Annotated in this window: 16 protein-coding genes; 4 read left to right on the top strand and 12 right to left on the bottom strand. The window is 57.4% G+C overall.

The window, feature by feature from the left end; all coding sequences use genetic code 11:
- Positions 1–147 precede the first annotated feature (147 nt).
- From IEX44_RS15230 to IEX44_RS15215, 4 genes are all read right to left on the bottom strand, one after another.
- Positions 148–546, bottom strand: a complete 399-nt coding sequence (locus tag IEX44_RS15230) for a hypothetical protein (protein ID WP_188695715.1) — start codon at positions 544–546, stop codon at positions 148–150.
- A 138-nt stretch (positions 547–684) separates the two neighbouring features.
- Positions 685–867 carry a hypothetical protein gene (locus IEX44_RS15225; protein ID WP_188695712.1) on the bottom strand — a complete coding sequence of 61 codons (183 nt, stop codon included), beginning with the start codon at positions 865–867 and terminating at the stop codon, positions 685–687.
- A 442-nt stretch (positions 868–1,309) separates the two neighbouring features.
- On the bottom strand, positions 1,310–1,702 hold the full coding sequence (locus tag IEX44_RS15220) for a rhodanese-like domain-containing protein (RefSeq protein ID WP_188695710.1): 393 nt from the start codon (positions 1,700–1,702) through the stop codon (positions 1,310–1,312).
- A 13-nt stretch (positions 1,703–1,715) separates the two neighbouring features.
- The gene (locus IEX44_RS15215; protein ID WP_188695708.1) at positions 1,716–1,964 is read right to left on the bottom strand and encodes a hypothetical protein; all 249 of its coding nucleotides are present in this window, start codon (positions 1,962–1,964) and stop codon (positions 1,716–1,718) included.
- A gap of 112 nt (positions 1,965–2,076) precedes the next feature.
- Between IEX44_RS15215 and gcvA the strand changes: the two genes are divergently transcribed.
- On the top strand, positions 2,077–2,973 hold the full coding sequence (gene gcvA / locus IEX44_RS15210; protein ID WP_188695705.1) for a transcriptional regulator GcvA: 897 nt from the start codon (positions 2,077–2,079) through the stop codon (positions 2,971–2,973).
- A gap of 5 nt (positions 2,974–2,978) precedes the next feature.
- Here the strand turns inward: gcvA and IEX44_RS15205 are convergent, their stop codons facing one another.
- Positions 2,979–4,166 (bottom strand): AI-2E family transporter, encoded by a 1,188-nt coding sequence (locus IEX44_RS15205; RefSeq protein ID WP_188695702.1) that lies wholly within the window; start codon positions 4,164–4,166, stop codon positions 2,979–2,981.
- A gap of 379 nt (positions 4,167–4,545) precedes the next feature.
- Here IEX44_RS15205 and IEX44_RS15200 point away from each other — a divergent pair, with 379 nt between their 5' ends.
- The 3 genes from IEX44_RS15200 to IEX44_RS15190 all read left to right on the top strand — a co-directional run bounded on the left by IEX44_RS15200 (position 4,546) and on the right by IEX44_RS15190 (position 7,205).
- The gene (locus IEX44_RS15200) at positions 4,546–5,214 is read left to right on the top strand and encodes an outer membrane lipoprotein (RefSeq protein WP_188695700.1); all 669 of its coding nucleotides are present in this window, start codon (positions 4,546–4,548) and stop codon (positions 5,212–5,214) included.
- Between the two features lie 184 nt (positions 5,215–5,398).
- Complete coding sequence (locus IEX44_RS15195) at positions 5,399–6,184, top strand: hypothetical protein (RefSeq protein WP_188695697.1); 786 nt, start codon at positions 5,399–5,401, stop codon at positions 6,182–6,184.
- Complete coding sequence (locus IEX44_RS15190; RefSeq protein ID WP_188695694.1) at positions 6,177–7,205, top strand: glycosyltransferase family 9 protein; 1,029 nt, start codon at positions 6,177–6,179, stop codon at positions 7,203–7,205. The genes IEX44_RS15195 and IEX44_RS15190 overlap by 8 nt, the downstream gene beginning before the upstream one ends.
- On the opposite strand, the gene IEX44_RS15185 is transcribed toward IEX44_RS15190, so the two are convergent.
- The 7 genes from IEX44_RS15185 to IEX44_RS15155 all read right to left on the bottom strand — a co-directional run bounded on the left by IEX44_RS15185 (position 7,199) and on the right by IEX44_RS15155 (position 17,401).
- Positions 7,199–7,495 (bottom strand): hypothetical protein, encoded by a 297-nt coding sequence (locus tag IEX44_RS15185; RefSeq protein WP_184100710.1) that lies wholly within the window; start codon positions 7,493–7,495, stop codon positions 7,199–7,201. The genes IEX44_RS15190 and IEX44_RS15185 overlap by 7 nt on opposite strands.
- Before the next feature lie 198 nt (positions 7,496–7,693).
- On the bottom strand, positions 7,694–9,310 hold the full coding sequence (locus tag IEX44_RS15180) for a cyclic-di-GMP receptor FimW-related protein (RefSeq protein ID WP_188695691.1): 1,617 nt from the start codon (positions 9,308–9,310) through the stop codon (positions 7,694–7,696).
- Positions 9,307–9,723 (bottom strand): HIT family protein, encoded by a 417-nt coding sequence (locus tag IEX44_RS15175; protein WP_188695689.1) that lies wholly within the window; start codon positions 9,721–9,723, stop codon positions 9,307–9,309. Before IEX44_RS15175 ends, IEX44_RS15180 begins: the two co-directional genes overlap by 4 nt.
- A gap of 180 nt (positions 9,724–9,903) precedes the next feature.
- Positions 9,904–13,785, bottom strand: a complete 3,882-nt coding sequence (locus tag IEX44_RS15170; protein WP_188695686.1) for a DUF3683 domain-containing protein — start codon at positions 13,783–13,785, stop codon at positions 9,904–9,906.
- 158 nt (positions 13,786–13,943) lie between these two features.
- Complete coding sequence (locus IEX44_RS15165; protein ID WP_188695685.1) at positions 13,944–14,963, bottom strand: tetratricopeptide repeat protein; 1,020 nt, start codon at positions 14,961–14,963, stop codon at positions 13,944–13,946.
- A gap of 153 nt (positions 14,964–15,116) precedes the next feature.
- Positions 15,117–16,274 (bottom strand): iron-containing alcohol dehydrogenase, encoded by a 1,158-nt coding sequence (locus tag IEX44_RS15160; RefSeq protein WP_188695682.1) that lies wholly within the window; start codon positions 16,272–16,274, stop codon positions 15,117–15,119.
- 110 nt (positions 16,275–16,384) lie between these two features.
- A complete protein-coding gene (locus IEX44_RS15155) occupies positions 16,385–17,401 on the bottom strand; it encodes a tetratricopeptide repeat protein (protein ID WP_188695679.1) in 1,017 nt (338 codons plus the stop codon).
- Between the last annotated feature and the right edge of the window lie 74 nt (positions 17,402–17,475).

Below are 17,475 nucleotides of genomic sequence, written 5' to 3'. Positions count from 1 at the left end.
TATTCTGTAAGCAAGTTAACAATTTGTACCGATCGTTACGAGACACGACAGCAGTGTCACGGACGACTCAAGGTCATTTCTATCACTGACAGGCAAATAAAAACGGCAGCCAGAGAATGGCTGCCGTTTTTCCAGGATCACGCAGGCTTAACGCAACGGGAAGCTGGCTGTGATATCAACCCACAGGCCAGAGGCCGGTGTTGGCGCGGCGCGTACTTCTTCCGGGCTCAACGGACGGGCGGGTTCCCATGCGCGGCCGTTGTACCAGACGTACTGGCCAGGTTGATAACGGTAACCTGAGCGCCAGTCATCAAAATACTTGCCCTTGAGATGGCTGGCATGGGCGCGGCGCCAATCATCGCGCGAGGCCCAATGGTGCTCTTGCGGTGGAGGCGGCGGGCGATGCCCGTGATCATCATGATGGTTGTCCTGATGTTGCGGTGGATTGTCATGACCATGATCGTGATGGTCATCATCGGCCATGGCTGCCGAACCCATCAAAAGGCCGGCAGCGGCAATCAACGGAACGAGCACTTTTCGATTCATGTTGTTTCTCCTTTGTTGTCCGGTGCTTGTATCTTGCGTGTGCACCAACTTGTTTTTACCGCGAATTGATTACGCGACGATGTGAGCAAGTCAACATTGCCCTGGTTGTTTTTTACTTTTTCTTACCGGCAAAGCGACTCAGTTCAGCGGGATGCGCGCGGTGATGTCTACCCACAAACCCGGCGCTTGCAAGGGCGAGAGGCCGATTTCCACACTGCTGAGCGGGCGTACTGGCTCCCACACGCGGCCCTGATACCACACCCATTGACCGGGTCGGTAGTAATAGCTGCGATGCCAATCATCAAAGTAACGCCCCTGCACATGGCGGCTGTGCGCCCGACGCCACTGGTCACGGTTATGCCATTGCGGCGGCGGTCGGTGTGCGTGCGGCGGTGGGGGTCGATGGGCGTGCTGCGGAGGCCTGTGCGCCTGCTGTGGTGGATGAGCCTGAGGCGGTTTGCCGTGCGCAGGGGGTTTCGACTGTGAAGGCGGTTTGCCGGGTCCACCGTGACGATCATCGGCAAATACCGTAGCGGCCATACTGGCAAGGACCAACGCCAACACAGTGTATTTAGAAACAGAGCGGATCACTGAGAGGGGCTCCTGATGTTGGTGAGTCACCTCTGATAGGTTGTCCGGATATTGAGAAGTTCTTGTATCAATGCCAAGAATGACAAATTACCGCATTGGCGGCCCCCAGGCAGGCCGGATCGGCTGGAAAGATGAGTGCGAGGGGCTGGCGCACGCACCAGCCCAATCAGGCTCAACAGGCACACGCGATATCCAGGGCAGGCACAGCAGCCAGACCTTCAGTCGCGTAGCCATCCCGCTTGAACCAGTCCAGCCCGCCAATCAGTTCACGTACCGCAAAGCCCAGCTTTGCCATTTGAAGCGCCCCTTTGGTGGAGGCATTGCAGCCGATCCCATCACAATATGTCACGTACAACGCGTCGCGCGGCAAGCCGGACGTGGATACCTCACTCATCAGCCGATGCGGCAAGTTGATCGCGCCGGGGATATGTTCGTGCAGAAAAGCCTCCGCTGTGCGGGCATCGACCACCACAACTTGATGGCCAGTCGTACGCAGGTGCATCAGGTCTGCCGCGTCGATTTCGTATTGCAGTTTCTGGGCGTAATGCGCGATGTGTTCGTCCATGTTTGGTCTCTCCTCAAGAAACAATCAGCAGGTGTTGATCCGACGTGCCGGCAGCCGGTTCGAACACCAGGTCGGTCGCGCCAATGGCCTCAATCACCGCAAGGCCGCGTACGCGATAGCAGTCACCAGAACTCAGAATCAGGTCTTTACCCTTTGCATCTGTCAGCCACGCTTTGCCACCGGTGACGCGCACACTACGATCACGAATAGAGAGTAACTGTGCGTTATACAAACGCATCGGCAAACCGTTAGCTGAGCTCATGACGCTTATCCTTCTTCATGTCTACCGCAAAGCACATTAGTATCTCTGCAGGAAGGATTTTTCCGGTTTCACTTGTCTCGAACAATCGATTGTTTTTGCGTGGATAGTTGAATTGGATTCACCATTAAAACCCCCAGGCCGCCTGCCCTCGCTCTCTGCGTTGCGGGCTTTTGAAGCCGCCGCCCGGCTGGGCAATCTGGCCCGCGCGGCTGATGAGTTATTCGTCACGCACGGCGCGGTCAGCCATCAGATCAAAACACTGGAATCGCAATTAGGATTCCGGTTGTTTTCCCGTAACGGGCGCGGTGTCGTACTGACTGCGCCCGGTCAACGTCTGGCGAATATTCTCAACGGTGCATTCAACGATATTGCGGGCGAAATAGCCGCAATCGCACAGGAACAGCAGCGCCCCAGACTGGTGATCACGTGCCTGCCCTCTTTTGCGGCCAAATGGCTCACCCCCCGCCTGGGCGAATTCATCAGCAAATATCCCGATGTCGAACTATGGATACGTTCGACCAAAACGCCGGAAAACCTGGTGGCAGAAGAGATTGATCTGGGCATCCGGGTGGGCGAAGGCAAATGGCCTGGCGTGCATCTGGAACACTTGATGGATGATGAGTTCGTCGTGGTGGCCAGCCCCAATTTGCCCGGCGGGCTGCCCGCAACGCCAGCAGATTTGCTCAATCGCGTATTACTACGCTCTGACACCGAACCCTGGGAGCGATGGTTTGCGGCAGCAGGCGTGGCTGGCGCGCCGGCGCTGGGCAGTATGGTGTTCAATGATTCAGCGTTGCTGGTTCAAGCTGCAGCACAAGGACAAGGCGTAGGACTGGCGCGGGCGTCGTTGATCCAGCCAGAGCTGGCCGAAGGCACGCTGATACCGCTGTTTGATCTGCGAGTGCGCATGCCTGGGGCATACTGGATTGTGACGCCGGACGCGCCCCCCTGGCGCCCGGCCGTCCAGACCTTTGTGAGTTGGCTTAAAACCAAAGTGCAGGAGCGATAATCAGATCAGGACTGCTGGTGTTCTTCCGGCAGTTTGACTTCCGGCGGAGCATCTTCAATGGCCGCATTGGCCGCCTTATCCGCCGGAGGCTCCTGCGGTTTGCCCGCCGGTGAGCCAGTCGCGTCTGCCGCATCAAACCGCGCCCAGTTGTGCAGCAAGGTGTAGCTGACCGCCAGCAAGGTCGGGCCAAGAAACACGCCCATCACCCCCCACGCCATGGCCCCGCCGATCACGCCGATCAGAATCAGCACAAAGGGCAAATTGCTTTCTTTGCCAATCAACAATGGCTTGACCACGTTATCGGCCATGCTGACCACGCCCACCATCCAGATGGCGAGGAAAATCGCCCAACCAGTGCTGCCTTCGTGGTACAGCCAGAACGCGACGGGTAACCCAAGCAAACTGGGACCGCCCGGCATCAAGGACAAAAAGCACGAGACGAGACCAAAGGCCGCCGCATTGGGCACCCCGGCGATCAGATAACCAAACCATGCCAGTGCACCCTGTACCAGCGCGGTACCGATAAATCCGTACACCACGCCACGTACCGTACCACCGGCAATCATCATCAGCTCCTGACCACGCTGCCCGCCAATACGGCGCAGAATGATCATCAGCCAGTGAATCAGATCGTGGCCGCTGATATAGAAAAAGAACGAGAACGCCAGGCTAAGAAACAACAGCAACACGCCACTACCTACTGCGGCACCCATCTTCAACAAGAAGCCACCAAGTGGTTTGCTCCACTCTTTGACGCGTGCCATGACCTCCGGGTCACCCGTTGCGATGCCATGCCAGAAGGTATCAATCCGCGAACCTGCCCACGGAATATGAACGATCCAGTCTGGCAAGGTTGGCAGTCCTGCCTGAACGTGCTCATGCAACCAGACGGAGATTTCATCTACGTTTGCGGAAAGCTCAACGCCCGCCATCAACATCGGGGTAATGATGACGAAGGTAAACACGACCAACATCACCAGCGCCGGCAGCAGGCGGTTACCGCGGCACAGACGCACCATCAGCATGTACGGTTGCCAGGTGGCATAGACCAGAATACCTGCCCAGATCAGCGCAGCCACAAAGGGCGCCAGAATCTGGTACGACATCAACATCAGGCCCACCACCGAGCAGGTGGCAACGGCAGATTCAATCCAGGTGTGACGGTTTTCTTTGTTTGGGTTCGTATCGGTCATGAGACTGGGTGCGCCGCAGAAATTTGTAGAAGACAAATGAGATGCAACAGGCTGCATTGTAGGCGCTGACAGCGTCGTTAGCGCGGGATTCGCCGGCGCGGATAGCTGGCCCCTTCTACGAATCCATATTTTTCATCTAGTCTGGTGACTTGGGCCACAGTGCTACCGCCCATCGAACTGCCAGGCGGCACTTTGGACCGTTAGCCCGGTCTTAGCCAAATACCGCTTTGCCAACAAAGAGATACCTGTAACAAGACCAGGTAATAGTGGCGAGCCTGTTGTGGAGATCCTCACTATGTATGCCGGTGAGGTGACGCTAGAATTCGGCCACCTAAAACGAAGGCTTGAAAGCCCCAGGGACATCTCAAGGAGAAACGCAATGTCCGATCAGAAACTTCACCCAATGATCATGGCTGCCGCTGGTGCAGTCATCCTGGCGTGCGGCGTAGCCGTCGCCCATATGGCCGGCTGGATTGGCGGCAACAAGACCGAGGCATCTGAAATTGCAGCCAGCGTACCGGCCGTAGTCGCTATCGCCTCAGAACCTGCATCCGTACCTGCGCAGGTCGCCGTCGCTACGCCGGCGCCAACGCCTACGGCCGCCCCAGTGGCAGAAGCCAAACCCAAACATAGCAATAACCAGCGTGCAACCTCCCACAACAAGGGCGAAGAATACGCATCCAACCAGCCTGCGCCACAACCCGCCAAACAGGTTTGCGCGACGTGTGGTCAGGTCACCAGCGTCCAGGCCATCAAGCATGAAGGTGATTCGTCTGGCGGCGGTGCTGTGGCTGGCGGTGTAGTAGGTGGTTTGCTCGGCAATCAGGTCGGTAATGGCCGCGGCCGTACCCTGGCTACTGTCGTCGGCGCGGTGGGCGGTGCATTGGCTGGCAACACGGTTGAAAAACACGTGCGCAGCGAAACCGACTACGAAGTACACGTCCAGTTTGACGACGGCAATACCCGGACCTTTACTTACAAGGCACAACCCGCCTTCTCGGCCGGTCAACGGGTTCATGTCTCTGGCGATACGCTGGTGGCTGAATAACCCTTCATCGGTCATCAAGCAAAAACGGCACCTGCGGGTGCCGTTTTTGTTTTTCCAGGCCGCCAATTGTCGCAGATGTGCGTGGTGAGGCACGTCAGGTATTCATCCGGTAAACCAGCTGTTGTAAGCTTCGTTATCTATTTATTTTTTACCAGAAACCGATTTACCTCGGAGTACCGGATTCATGCTCAGAAGATTAAAAGCAGCGGGCCTGCATCTACTTATCAGCCTTACCATTTTTGGCCTGATTCTTGGGCTGCTCATTCATTACTGTTATCCGTGGCCGTATTACGAGATTAACGGTTTGTTCCAGGGGTTACGCATCACCGCATCGGTCGATATCGTGCTGGGCCCGCTGATGACCGGTCTTGTTTATGTACAAGGGAAAAGCAAGCGCGCCTTGTACTTTGATTTTGTTGTGATCGCCGTGGTGCAAATTGGCGCGCTGGTCTACGGTGTAGCGACGCTTTACTCCCAACGCCCGGTGGTGACCGCCTTTCTTGATCGCGGTTTCCAGACACTACGCATGAGCGATTTACCGCAGAACAAGAACGAATGGGGTGATCTGGCCCGGTTGCGTGAGCAATCCCCCATCCAGCCGCCGTTACTTGCAGTCAAGCCACCCCAAAGTGGCGAAGAAAGCGTCCACATGTTTGGAACTGAAATGGCCAATAGCGGGTTCCCGCCGGAATTTACTACGCGCCTGGAACCAGTGACTGCGCACTGGGCACAGATTGTTCCCAATACATTGGCGTTGCCCAGCCATTTACCGCCGAAAGATCAGGCGGTGATTGATCGCTTTATCCAGGAACACAAAATCGCCCTCCAGGATATCGCCCTTTTTCCAGTGAAAGGTGCGTTCCAGAGCTGCACTGTCGCTTTCACCCGTAAGGATGGGCAGTTTATCGGCTACATGGCGCTGCAACCCGATCGTTATACCGTCTCGCCCTTTGCCAAAAAACATGGGTGAGTCAGAGGTATTGAGCCAGCAGGCCGTCGTTCGAGACGATGGCCTGGTCTGGCTCCCGTATGACCTCCCCTTTCTGGGCGAACCGGTCAAGCGCTTTTCCCCACTCTCCGTTCACCACCGTATCTGCAATGCCGCGTTAGGCCACTTCGCACTTGACTACGCCACGCTACGCCAACTGCACATCGTGAATGGCTGCGGCGTCGCGTTAGGCGACGCGGTTGTCGGGCTGGCCGTGCTGGAACAATTGCGTCGCCAAAACCCGCATCTGGACATCACGGTTTATCTCTCGCCGCACACGCCCGCGCATGTGCAGGAGATTTACACGCTGGCCACTCACATCGTGACCATCCGGCTGTTACCGCTAGCCCTGACGGACATCCGTGACACGCCAGACTCGGTCTGGATTGATCTCTCTGACTTCATGTTCCGGCCCGCTTTCAATCAGTTGCCAATGCATGATTTTTTCGCCCTCAGCCTTGGCCTGGCCCCTGAACAGCTTGACCTGGCCGCACGGCAAAACACCTGGCTGCGTGCCATCCCTCGACCCGCTTTGCCCGCCACGCTACCTGGCCGATATTCACTGCTCTGCCACCGTGCAAGTACGCCGCTGCGCAGCATGCCGGACTACATCCGCCGACCATGGGTTCAGCACTGGCTGGCCACCCATAGCCATGCGTTGGCAGGCTTTGCGCAGGATGCGACGTCCGGGTGGCACGATCTGACGAGCTGGTCGACCACTCTGCCCCACTTCATGGCCGTCATCGCCGGTGCAGAGCAGGTTATCAGCGTTGATAGTGCGGCAGTACATTTGGCCGCCGGCCTGGGCATACCCTGCAAGGCTTTATTCATGGGGATCGATCCGGGCCTGCGTGTGGCAAGTTACCCGCTGTGCGAGGCGGAGCAGCTGGATGAGACGGGGAATTTGCGCGGGTTACATCACGCGCGTCATGAGGAAGACAAAACGCAGGCACAAGCCTGCTGGCGGCGCTGGCTGGCCGCCATGCAACCACTGAGTCAATGATGTCGCGCTAATTCACGCGCGCGCTGGATCAATACATCCATTAATAGCGCGATACTTTGGCGGGTTTCCAGATCGTCTACCCGCGCATAAATATCGTCGAGCGATTCATGCACCTCACACGCCAAATGAAACAGCAGCACTTTTTCACGTTCATTGGCGCGCAACAGATACATATTGATTTCATCAACAATGTGATCAGCCAGCTCGCCCGGGTAGATGGCGGCCGAAGTCAGAATCCGGTCATACAGCCGAATTCCAATCAGCCCCAACGATAACAACTGGGTCGCCATGCGTGCCTCCTGTGTCCCGGTTTGTATCACTTTAGACCTTGGGACGCCCCCTGTCGCACCGCCCGTCTGAATCAGAATGGGAATATTCGTGTCAGGATTAAGACAACAAATCAGCCGGAAAAATACCTCGCCGTACGTCCGGAAAATAAAAAAAGGCATCGACTTTCGATGCCCTTTTTTACGGTCTGTCCAACAGGTTTACCGGGGTGCAGAGACCGCGTATTGAACCCGTTCAAAGTCCACACCACGTTCTACCACGGATTCCAGACGGATCTTGCGGGTTGCCTGACCATCCCACCATTCGACCAGACGACCAGGACGGAACCAGCCGACCGGTAGCAACAGTGCCGGATGCGCTTTCAGGCTCGGCGCGGCCGGCAGCCATAGGCACTCCGTCCAGCTACGGCGACCCGCGTTAACCATATCCACAGGGCGAACAGCCGCCGCCTGGGGTGCACCAGGCATCAGCCGTACCCCCACGACCACGTGCGACTCTTCTTGCTGCAACCAGCGGATCACGCCAACAAAGTAACGACCACCCAGATTTACGGCCAGCAGCTGCTGCAACGAGATTCGTGCACCTTCTTGCAACGGCCGCGACAATTGCATGCCGTTGGCAGATTCGTTGCGCACTTGCCAGCGTTCGGTCACCACTTCTTGCTGTGCAGCAGCCCCTCCGAGGGCAGAGGAAGAGCCAAACAGCTGCATGCGGACCAGATCTTGCTGATCCAGCGAAAGTTGTTCTTCCGGCAAGGAAAAGTTGCCTGTCCCACCGGCGGCATGGTGCTGCTTTTGCAGACCAAACACGACTTCGATCTCACGCGTGGACGCATGGCGCGGCAAAGAACGGTCTGACAGCTGCTCACACCAGGTCCGGTACAACTCGACCAGCAACGTTTCAACCACGCTACCGGCAAACTGCTCACCCAGACCCAACTTGTCGGGGCTCTCGCCATTGCGCAGCAATTTGATGCGGCGGGACAACGCTTGCGCCAGCTGGTAGGTATCAATCTCCAGCACATTCGGGCCATCCGATCGCGGCTCAGTGCGACGAGGCGGGCCCGGCTCATCAAAGTCGATCTGCAGACTGCCACGTCCCGGCAGCGCACGCGCTTCGCGTTCCAGCGGGGCACGCGGCGCCAATGCGGGCAGGCGCTCATCCAGCCACTGGATCTGACGTGCGGTGAAGTGGTACGGACTCGCACCCGCCAGCAGCAAGGCATGAATGAACACACTTTGCGGCGTGGCCACACCAGCCGCCTTCAGCAGACTGTCTTTGGCTGGCTTTTCAGAAATACCGCGCGATTCAGCCAGGCGGTAATAGGCAAAAATGGTTTTCCACAACTCGGAGGGCACGACCTGATAGGCCAGCAGATGCTCACGCACCATCAGGCACTGATAGCGCAAGCTGCGCTCAGCCAGGAGTGCAAGATGCTCCTGCACATCAGCCAGGCCTTCCAGCGCGGCATGCCAGCAACGGGCATAGGCTTGCGCCATGTGCGACCACAGTTGCATGGCGGCCTGCCATGCAGCCATTTCGTCCTTGCCAAACGGCACGGCACGGCCAAGATAACGGTCAGCCAGCGTGTGGTGCACCAGGTGCACGCCCTCGCGGAACAGTTCCAGAATCTTTAATGACTCATACGGCGGAATATTGCTGCTGTTGAGCGCAGTCAGCGCTTCAACCAGTTCAGCCTGGGCGACGGGGGCGTTAATCAGCGGTAACAGCTGCAGCCAGGCCTTGGCCGACCGGGCATCGGTAAACGGCGGCACGGCCGTACCTTGATAAGCGGGTAGCAAATCAGTCTGGTTCATGGCGCTAGCTGTTGAAGACGTTGTTTCAGACGTTCGATCATGTCGGCAGTGACGGGCAATTGTGGGTTGTCGTTTTGCGGCGCAGACCAGATGGACCCCGGAAAATGCCGATCGTTGCGCCAGCGCGGAATAACGTGCCAATGGACGTGCGGCACCATATTGCCAAGGCTGGCAAGGTTGATCTTGTCAGGGTTGAGCGTATCACGTACCTCATGTTCCACTGCAAAGACCACTTCCATTAGCCAGTCTCGCTCCTGTGCGGGCAAATCGGTCATCTCTGCGACATGACGATTCAGGATCACCCGGCAGAACCCGGGATAGTCCGGATCATTGACCCAGATCACCCGACATAACTCATCCCGCCACAGCACCTGTTGATCATGATCATTGCACAGAACACACCCGCCATCCATCACGATTTCCTTATGTTTGCGCCGGATTATAAACAACCCCCCGCCATAAACAATCGGGGCATGAATACTGTCATGCCCCGAAAGCGATTGTAGCTGACCGGTGGTCGAAAAGGTAGCAGGAACGGCACTGCCAAACCGCATTGACCATCATTTCAGACGCAATCAAAAAAAGCTGCAAACTTACAACAGAACGCGCTCAATCCCCCCTGTTCGGGCTTTCTCTACGTATTCCGGCATCCAGTTTTCGCCCAGCACGTACTTGGCCATTTCGACCACGATGTAATCGGCGTCCATATTGGCATCGTCATCATAGCGATGCAGGCCTTGCAGGCACGATGGGCAAGAAGTCAGAACCTTGACCGGCGCCTGTGCGCCCGACTCAGCACGCAGTTTGGCTGCACCCTTTTCCAGTTCTTCCTGTTTGCGGAAGCGCACCTGGGTCGCGATATGAGGCAAAGAGGTACCGAAGGTTCCCGACTCACCGCAGCAACGATCGTTCAGATCAACTTTGCTGCCCATCAGTTGATTGGCGACGTCGATCCCCTTGTACTGCTTCATCGGGGTGTGGCAGGGCTCGTGGTACATGTAACGCGTACCGCTCACCCCTTCTAGCTTCACGCCTTTCTCCAGCAGGTATTCATGGATGTCCAGCAGGCGACAACCCGGGAAAATCTGCTCGAACTGATACTTGAGCAACTGATCCATACATGTCCCGCAGGACACGATCACCGTCTTGATATCAAGGTAGTTCAGCGTGTTGGCCACACGATGGAACAGCACACGGTTCTCAGTGGTGATCTTGTTGCCCTTATCCTCAAAACCAGCAGAGGTTTGCGGGTAACCGCAGCATAGATAGCCTGGTGGCAGCACCGTGGTGGTGCCCACGTGCCAGAGCATGGCCTGGGTCGCCAGACCCACCTGACTGAACAGGCGCTCCGAACCACACCCCGGGAAATAGAACACAGCTTCGCGGTCTTGCTCTGCCACTTGCAATTGCGGGTTGCGGATCACCGGTACGATGTTGGCGTCTTCCACATCCAGCAACGCCCGTGCAGTTTTCTTGGGCAAATTGCCCGGCATCGGTTTGTTGATGAAATGGATGACCTGTGCCTTGATCGGCGGCTTGCCACCTGTGCTGGAAGGCGGTTGTTTGAGCGTGTTCTGGATCAGGCCAAGCGACTTGCCCAGCTTGTGGCCCAGACGCTGCGCCTTGCCGCCCCATTCGATCGTCGTTTTGCGGACCAGCTTGATGGTTGCCGGGTCTTTGATCGTCAAAAAGCCCATCGCCAGCGAGGTCATCGGATTAAATTTCTTCTGGCCTTCGTTGCGCAGGAAGTTGCGCATGGCGATCGAAACATCACCGAAGTCGATTTTCACCGGACACGGGTTTACACAACGGTGACAGACCGTGCAGTGGTCGGCCACATCGCCCAGTTCTTCAAAGTGCTTGAGCGACACGCCGCGGCGCGTTTGTTCTTCATACAGGAAAGCTTCAGTCAGCAGACCGGTGGCCAGAATCTTGTTGCGCGGGCTGTACAAGAGATTGGCGCGCGGGACATGCGTGGAACACACCGGCTTGCACTTTCCGCAACGCAAGCAGTCCTTGACCATGTTGGAGATACCACCGATTCCGGATTGCTCCAGGATCAGCGACTCCGAACCCAGCAAGCTGAACGACGGCGTATACGCGTTGGTCAGATCCGCGCCGGGCAGCAGCTTGCCCTTGTTGAAGTGACCATTCGGGTCAATACGCTGCTTGTAGGCTTCAAACGGCGCCAGTTCCTCGCGGGAGAGGAACTCATACTTGGTGATCCCGATGCCATGCTCGCCGGAGATCACGCCGTTGAGATCGCGCGCCACCTGCATGATGCGGGCCACGGCATGGTGTGCACGCTGCAGCATCTCGTAATTGTCGGAGTTCACCGGCAGGTTGGTGTGCACGTTACCGTCACCGGCATGCATGTGCAGCGCCACCCAGGTACGGCCTTTGAGCACCTGACCATGCAGCGCGTTGACGGCATCCAGAATCGGCTTGTCGGTGCGGCCGCTAAACAGCGCTTCCAGCGCGCTTTGCAATTCACGGCGCCAGGACACACGCAGCGCGTAATCACGCATACCGTGATACACGCTTTGCGGCGCATCGGCTGCGGTTACCGCGCGTTCCAGCGGCGCTTCTGGCCAGGCGTCGGTGTAAGACTCGAACGGCAAATCCAGGTGATCCAGCAGCCATTGCCACCGTGCGCGGACAGACGCGATCTGGTTCAGTGCGGCTTCGCGACGATCTCCGATCAATTCTTCATGGCTGACGGCGGCATCACTCATGTCCATGGGCAAGCGACCACGGGTGAAGAACACCGTCAGTGCATCCAGAAGCTCCAGCTTGTTATGGACCGACAACTCAATGTTGATCCGCTCAATCGCATCCGAGTACTCACCCAGGCGCGGCAGCGGGATCACTACGTCTTCATTGATCTTGAAGGCGTTGGTGTGTTTGGCAATCGCAGCCGTGCGGGCACGATCCAGCCAGAATTTCTTGCGTTGCTCGCCAGTGACAGCAATGAAACCCTCACCCGAGCGTTGATTGGCCAGCGTCACCACGTGCGAGGCAGCCAGGCCCAGCTTGTTTTCATCGTCAGAGACGATATCGGCAATGAGCACCATTTTCGGCCGGCCACGGCTCTTGGCTTTCGTGGCATAGCCAACGGCGCGCACATAGCGCCAGTCCAGATGCTCCAGACCCGCCAGTTGCACGCCATCCAGACCGTCGATGTAGTCCTTGATTTCAACAATTGCCGGTACGGCACGGCTGACTTCGCCAAAGAACTCCAGACACACCGTGCGGGTATGCGCTGGCAGACGGTGCAACACAAAACGTGCGGAGGTAATGATGCCGTCCGTACCCTCTTTCTGAATGCCAGGCAAACCGGCCAGGAATTTGTCGGTCACATCCTTGCCAAGGCCAACCTTGCGAAAGTCCTTGCCAGGAATGGTCAGGACTTCTTCCCTGATGAGCGTTTTGCCATCTGGCTTGTAACGCGCAACCTTGAAACTGGCGGAGGGCGCGTCGTGAATCTTGGACAGGTTATGGTCCAGGCGTTCGATGAACATCCAGTTGCCATCCGGATCAACCATCTTCCAGCTGACAAGGTTATCGAGCGCGGTGCCCCACAACACGGCTTTCTTGCCGCCCGCGTTCATGGCGACGTTGCCGCCAATACAGGAGGCATCGGCTGAAGTCGGATCAACCGCGAACACCAGACCCTTTTCTTCGGCGGCCTCCATCACACGACGGGTAACCACACCCGCGCCACACTGAATCGTGGCCACTTCGTGATCCACACCCGGAATGCGGCGCAGTTCCACGCCGTTGTGGCGATCCAGTTTTTCGGTGTTGATCACAGCGGACATGGGCGTCAGCGGCACTGCACCGCCGGTGTAACCGGTACCACCGCCGCGCGGAATGATGGTCAGGCCGACTTCGATACAGGCGGCGACCAGCGGCGCCATTTCTTCTTCGGTATCCGGGCTCAGCACCACAAACGGGTATTCAACCCGCCAGTCCGTCGCATCGGTCACATGAGATACGCGGGCCAGACCATCGAAACAGATGTTGTCGCGCCGGGTGATCCCGGACATACGCTTCAAGACCTGTTTGCGCAGCGCGGCGGTATCACGAAAACCATTGGCGAAAGCGTCCACGGCCTGACGCGCGCGCGCGACCAGAATCCCGACCTTGTCGTTACCGTCACGGCGTTTTTCAATTTCGGACAGACGATGCTTCATGGCGTCGACCAGCATGGCCAGGCGCTTGGGGTTATCCAGCAGGTCGTCTTCCAGATACGGGTTACGCTTGACGGCCCAGATGTCGCCCAGCACCTCAAACAGCATGCGGGCCGATCGGCCCGTAACCCGCTCGCGGCGCAGTTCTTCCAGCGTGTGCCAACCGTCTTCGCCCAACAGGCGGATCACGATCTCACGGTCAGAGAAAGACGTGTAGTTATAGGGAATCTCTCGCAGACGATCATGCTGTTGAGGGAGGTTGGCGGCGGTCAAATCGGCCATGGATGGGGGCGCTCGCGGGTTCTGATCAACGTTTGAGGGTTGATTTTATCGAAAAAACGCGAGGCTAAAGTCCCATTTTTACTAGGGTTTTTCTAAACCGCTCCAAAATGGGACTGTTTGATGTGCACATGCAACAAATCCGGTGCATGACAACGGTGTTACGAGGGCTCCGGTGTAAGCCGTAATTCCATGGTTGCCAGCCGGGGTGAGCGCGCATGTTCCAGCAATTGCTGGCGGAGGCTGCGGTACTGTTTTTCATGCTCGGCGGCAGCGTCCATTTCGCCGTTACAACGGCACAGATCCGCCAGCGCCGAGTGCGTATTGGCCATCAGATGTTGCGATCCCATGCCCTGTGCAAGCACCAGCGCGCGGGAAAGTTCGTCGCTCGCAGAATCGAACGCACCTTCCGCCAGGCTGCACTGGCCCAGCCACAGCATGTTGGATGCTTCGCCCCAGGTATTGATGTGGAGCCGGTTGATCTTGAGCGACACCATCAGGCTCATGCGGGCACGCCCCATATCCCCCCGAGCCATGTCGATCTGGCCCAGCACGCTATAAATTTCCGCCTCGTACTCGTAGTTTTTGTCTGCACGTACCAACGGCAAAGCTTGTTTGAGCGTGGCAACAGACTCCGTCTGCAACCCCAATCGCATCAGGTCCACGGCGATATTGATCAAGCAGCAACTGGTCAGTTGCGCATCGTCACGCTCTTCAGCCAGTACGGCCGCACGGCGGTGATGGGCCAGGGCAGAGTCAAACTGCTCATGCGCGAACAACAACTGTCCAAGGCCAATATGGGCTCGAATGCGCACTTCCGGCGCGATATCGTCATCAGGGAGTTCGACACAAGCGCACCAGCAATCGCTGGCACGTTCATATTCACCGCGGGTGTAGTACAGACGCGCAAGCATCTGCAGTGCTTCACCGCGCTCCTGGCCCATGCCAAAACGCTCACCGCGCTCCATGGCGGTCAACAGGGCATCGTGGGCTTCGTTGTGGCGGCCAAACATGTGCAGCGCATTGGCTTCAACCACCAGCGAAGCAATTTCGCCCCGATGGTAATCTGCACTTTTAGCCAGCTCGCGGGCGCGGCCAGCCAGAGAGAGTGATTCAGCACTTTGCGAGGAAACGAGTTTCCTGGCCCGCTCAATCAGCGAGTCAACTTCTTGTTCCACCATGGTCGTTTTCCATCCCGTGGGCTCGTCTGCGGAGCATCATCTCCGCTGGTCTCATTGCCAGCTATGCAGCGACATTAGCACGTCAGCATGACAACACCAGTTGCACCGCAGCATGAAAATGGCCCGATGCAACAGGTGTTCACGTGTAAAGGTTTAACCCGATGCGGCGACAATCGCCGCGCAATCTGCCGGAGTAAGGCGTCCATGCTCACCCAAAGCGGTACGACCATGACGGATGAGTTGCTCCTCGACCTTCTTTGCCGCTTCCTGCGGATTGATGCCGTGAGCTGACAAACGGACGGGCACGCCCATCCGCTCAAAGAAGCTGGCCGTGGCCTCAACAGCAGCAACCGCCAACTCGCGGCCTTCGCCAGAAAGGCCCCAGACACGACGCGCGTACTGCGCCAGTTTCTCTTCCTTCTCATCAAGGCAATGGCGCAACAAAGAGGGCAATGTCACCGCCAGCGTCTGGGCATGATCCAGTCCGTACAGGGCAGTCAGTTCATGGCCGATCGCGTGGGTTGCCCAATCCTGCGGCTGGCCCACCCCCACCAGCCCGAACAAGGCCTGATTGGCACCCCACATCACATTGGCGCGTGCTTCTTCATGCACGCCATCCAGAAGTGCCGGACCAAGCTCTGCCAATGTGGCCAGGATTCCTTCCGCCAACCGGTCCTGAATGCGTGCCTCTGCCGGGTAAGTGAGATATTGCTCAGTGGTATGTACGAAGGCATCCACGACGCCGTTGCCCAACTGCCGCGGCGGCAAGCTGGCCATAACGGTTGGATCAAGCACCGCAAAACGCGGGAACACCAGCGGGTTCTTGAACGAAAGCTTGTCTTGTGTGGCAGAACGCGTCACCACTGAGGCCAGATTGCTCTCTGATCCGGTCGCGGGCAGGGTCAATACCACGCCCAGCGGCACCGCGCTTTCCAGCTTGATGCGGTTACCCACGATCAACCAGGGATCAATCGCTGGATCAAGCGCAATGGCAGCCGCAATGAATTTGGCGCCGTCAGAGACCGAACCACCACCGGCAGCAATGATCCAGTCCGGTTTGAATTCACGCCCGATCTCTACGGCCTTCATCAACGTATCGAATTCCGGATTGGGCTCAATACCGGCGAACTCGGTGATGTCGGCGTTCTCCAGCGCAGCACGGATCTGGTCATACACGCCGTTTTTCTTGATGCTGCCCCCGCCGTAGACCAGCAAAACACGGCTACCTGGGGCGATTTCATCGGCAAGGCGCGCAATCTGTCCGGCACCAAAATGCAGCCGGGTAGGATTGTGAAAAGTAAAAGGGGTCATGGATGAGGCTCCGCAATGGCACTGAATGCATGGCCGCACAGGCGCATGTCTGGAATAAGCAGTGCATTACAGATGGGCGCCAATGGCCCCTACATCAAGCCCTTGCGAGGTCAGGCGTCGCCAATGCGGGTTTCGAGTTGCTGCAAACGGCTATAGGTGCCAGGACGGACGATACGGTTGAAGATTTCCAGGTACCGTTTATGGTGATGCTCGGCTTCCGCCACCTGCCCTTGATGGGTATAAGTCTGCGCCAGCAAGTGATGCGCCTGATAGGCCTTGTGTGAGATACCCATCTCACCGGCCAGATCCAGCGCTTTGTGCAGCACTTTGTGTGCAGACTCGAACTCGCCATTGATCACATGCAAACGCCCGCGTGCCAACAACCGCAAGTTCTGGCCCCACAGGCAAACGTGTTCAATCGATTCCGCACGTTTGAGCCATTCGGCCGCGGAAGCAAGATCGCCGCGATCCATCGCCACCGTGGCGCGATAGACACAGATTTCTTCCTGATATTCTTTTTGACCGGACGACTGCGCCAGCACCAGCCCCTCTTCCAGCGCTTCTTCTGCGTCCTCCAGTTTCTCCAGACGCAGGCAATCAGTAGCCACGTTGATCAGCACGCGACAACGCAACACTTCGGGCAAAGTCGTGCCCGCCATGCGCTGCGCGCGACGATGATGGGACAGCGCCATCTCGTAGTTCTCGTGGGCAAAGTAAATCTGGCCCAGACCAATATGAGAGTGAACACGCGTTTCGGTTGTGAATGCGGTATTGGCAGGATCAAGACAATCTGACCAGTAATCAATGGCGTCGTCGTACTCGCCAATGGTGTAGTACACAGCGGCCATGTCTTGCATGATTTCGCCGCGAATCGCGTCAAAATCCTCTTTTTCGGCGATGGTCAGCGCCTTGAGCAAAGACGCCTGGCCCTCGTGCATCTGGCCAAAAATCAGCTGCATGGTCGCGCACCGTTGCAGTGCACGTACCGCCAGCAACGCATCCGTCCCTGGCACAATCTGGCGGACGGCCTCATGGGCAAGGCGCAGCGACTCGTCGGCATCTGCGTAAGTCAGCCGCTCGCTCTCACCGATCAGTGCCGCTATATCGGCGAGCTTGCTCGATTGCATTTGCAGGAAACCAGTCAAAAGAATTAAACACGGCAGAGCCTATTCCGAATCCTGCCACCATACAAGAATTACAT

The sequence above is a fragment of the Silvimonas amylolytica genome (assembly GCF_014645555.1).
In the GTDB taxonomy this organism is placed as follows: Bacteria; Pseudomonadota; Gammaproteobacteria; order Burkholderiales; family Chitinibacteraceae; genus Silvimonas; species Silvimonas amylolytica.
Note: the sequence above shows the minus strand (reverse complement) of the source record. Positions and strands in the feature narration are given on the sequence as shown.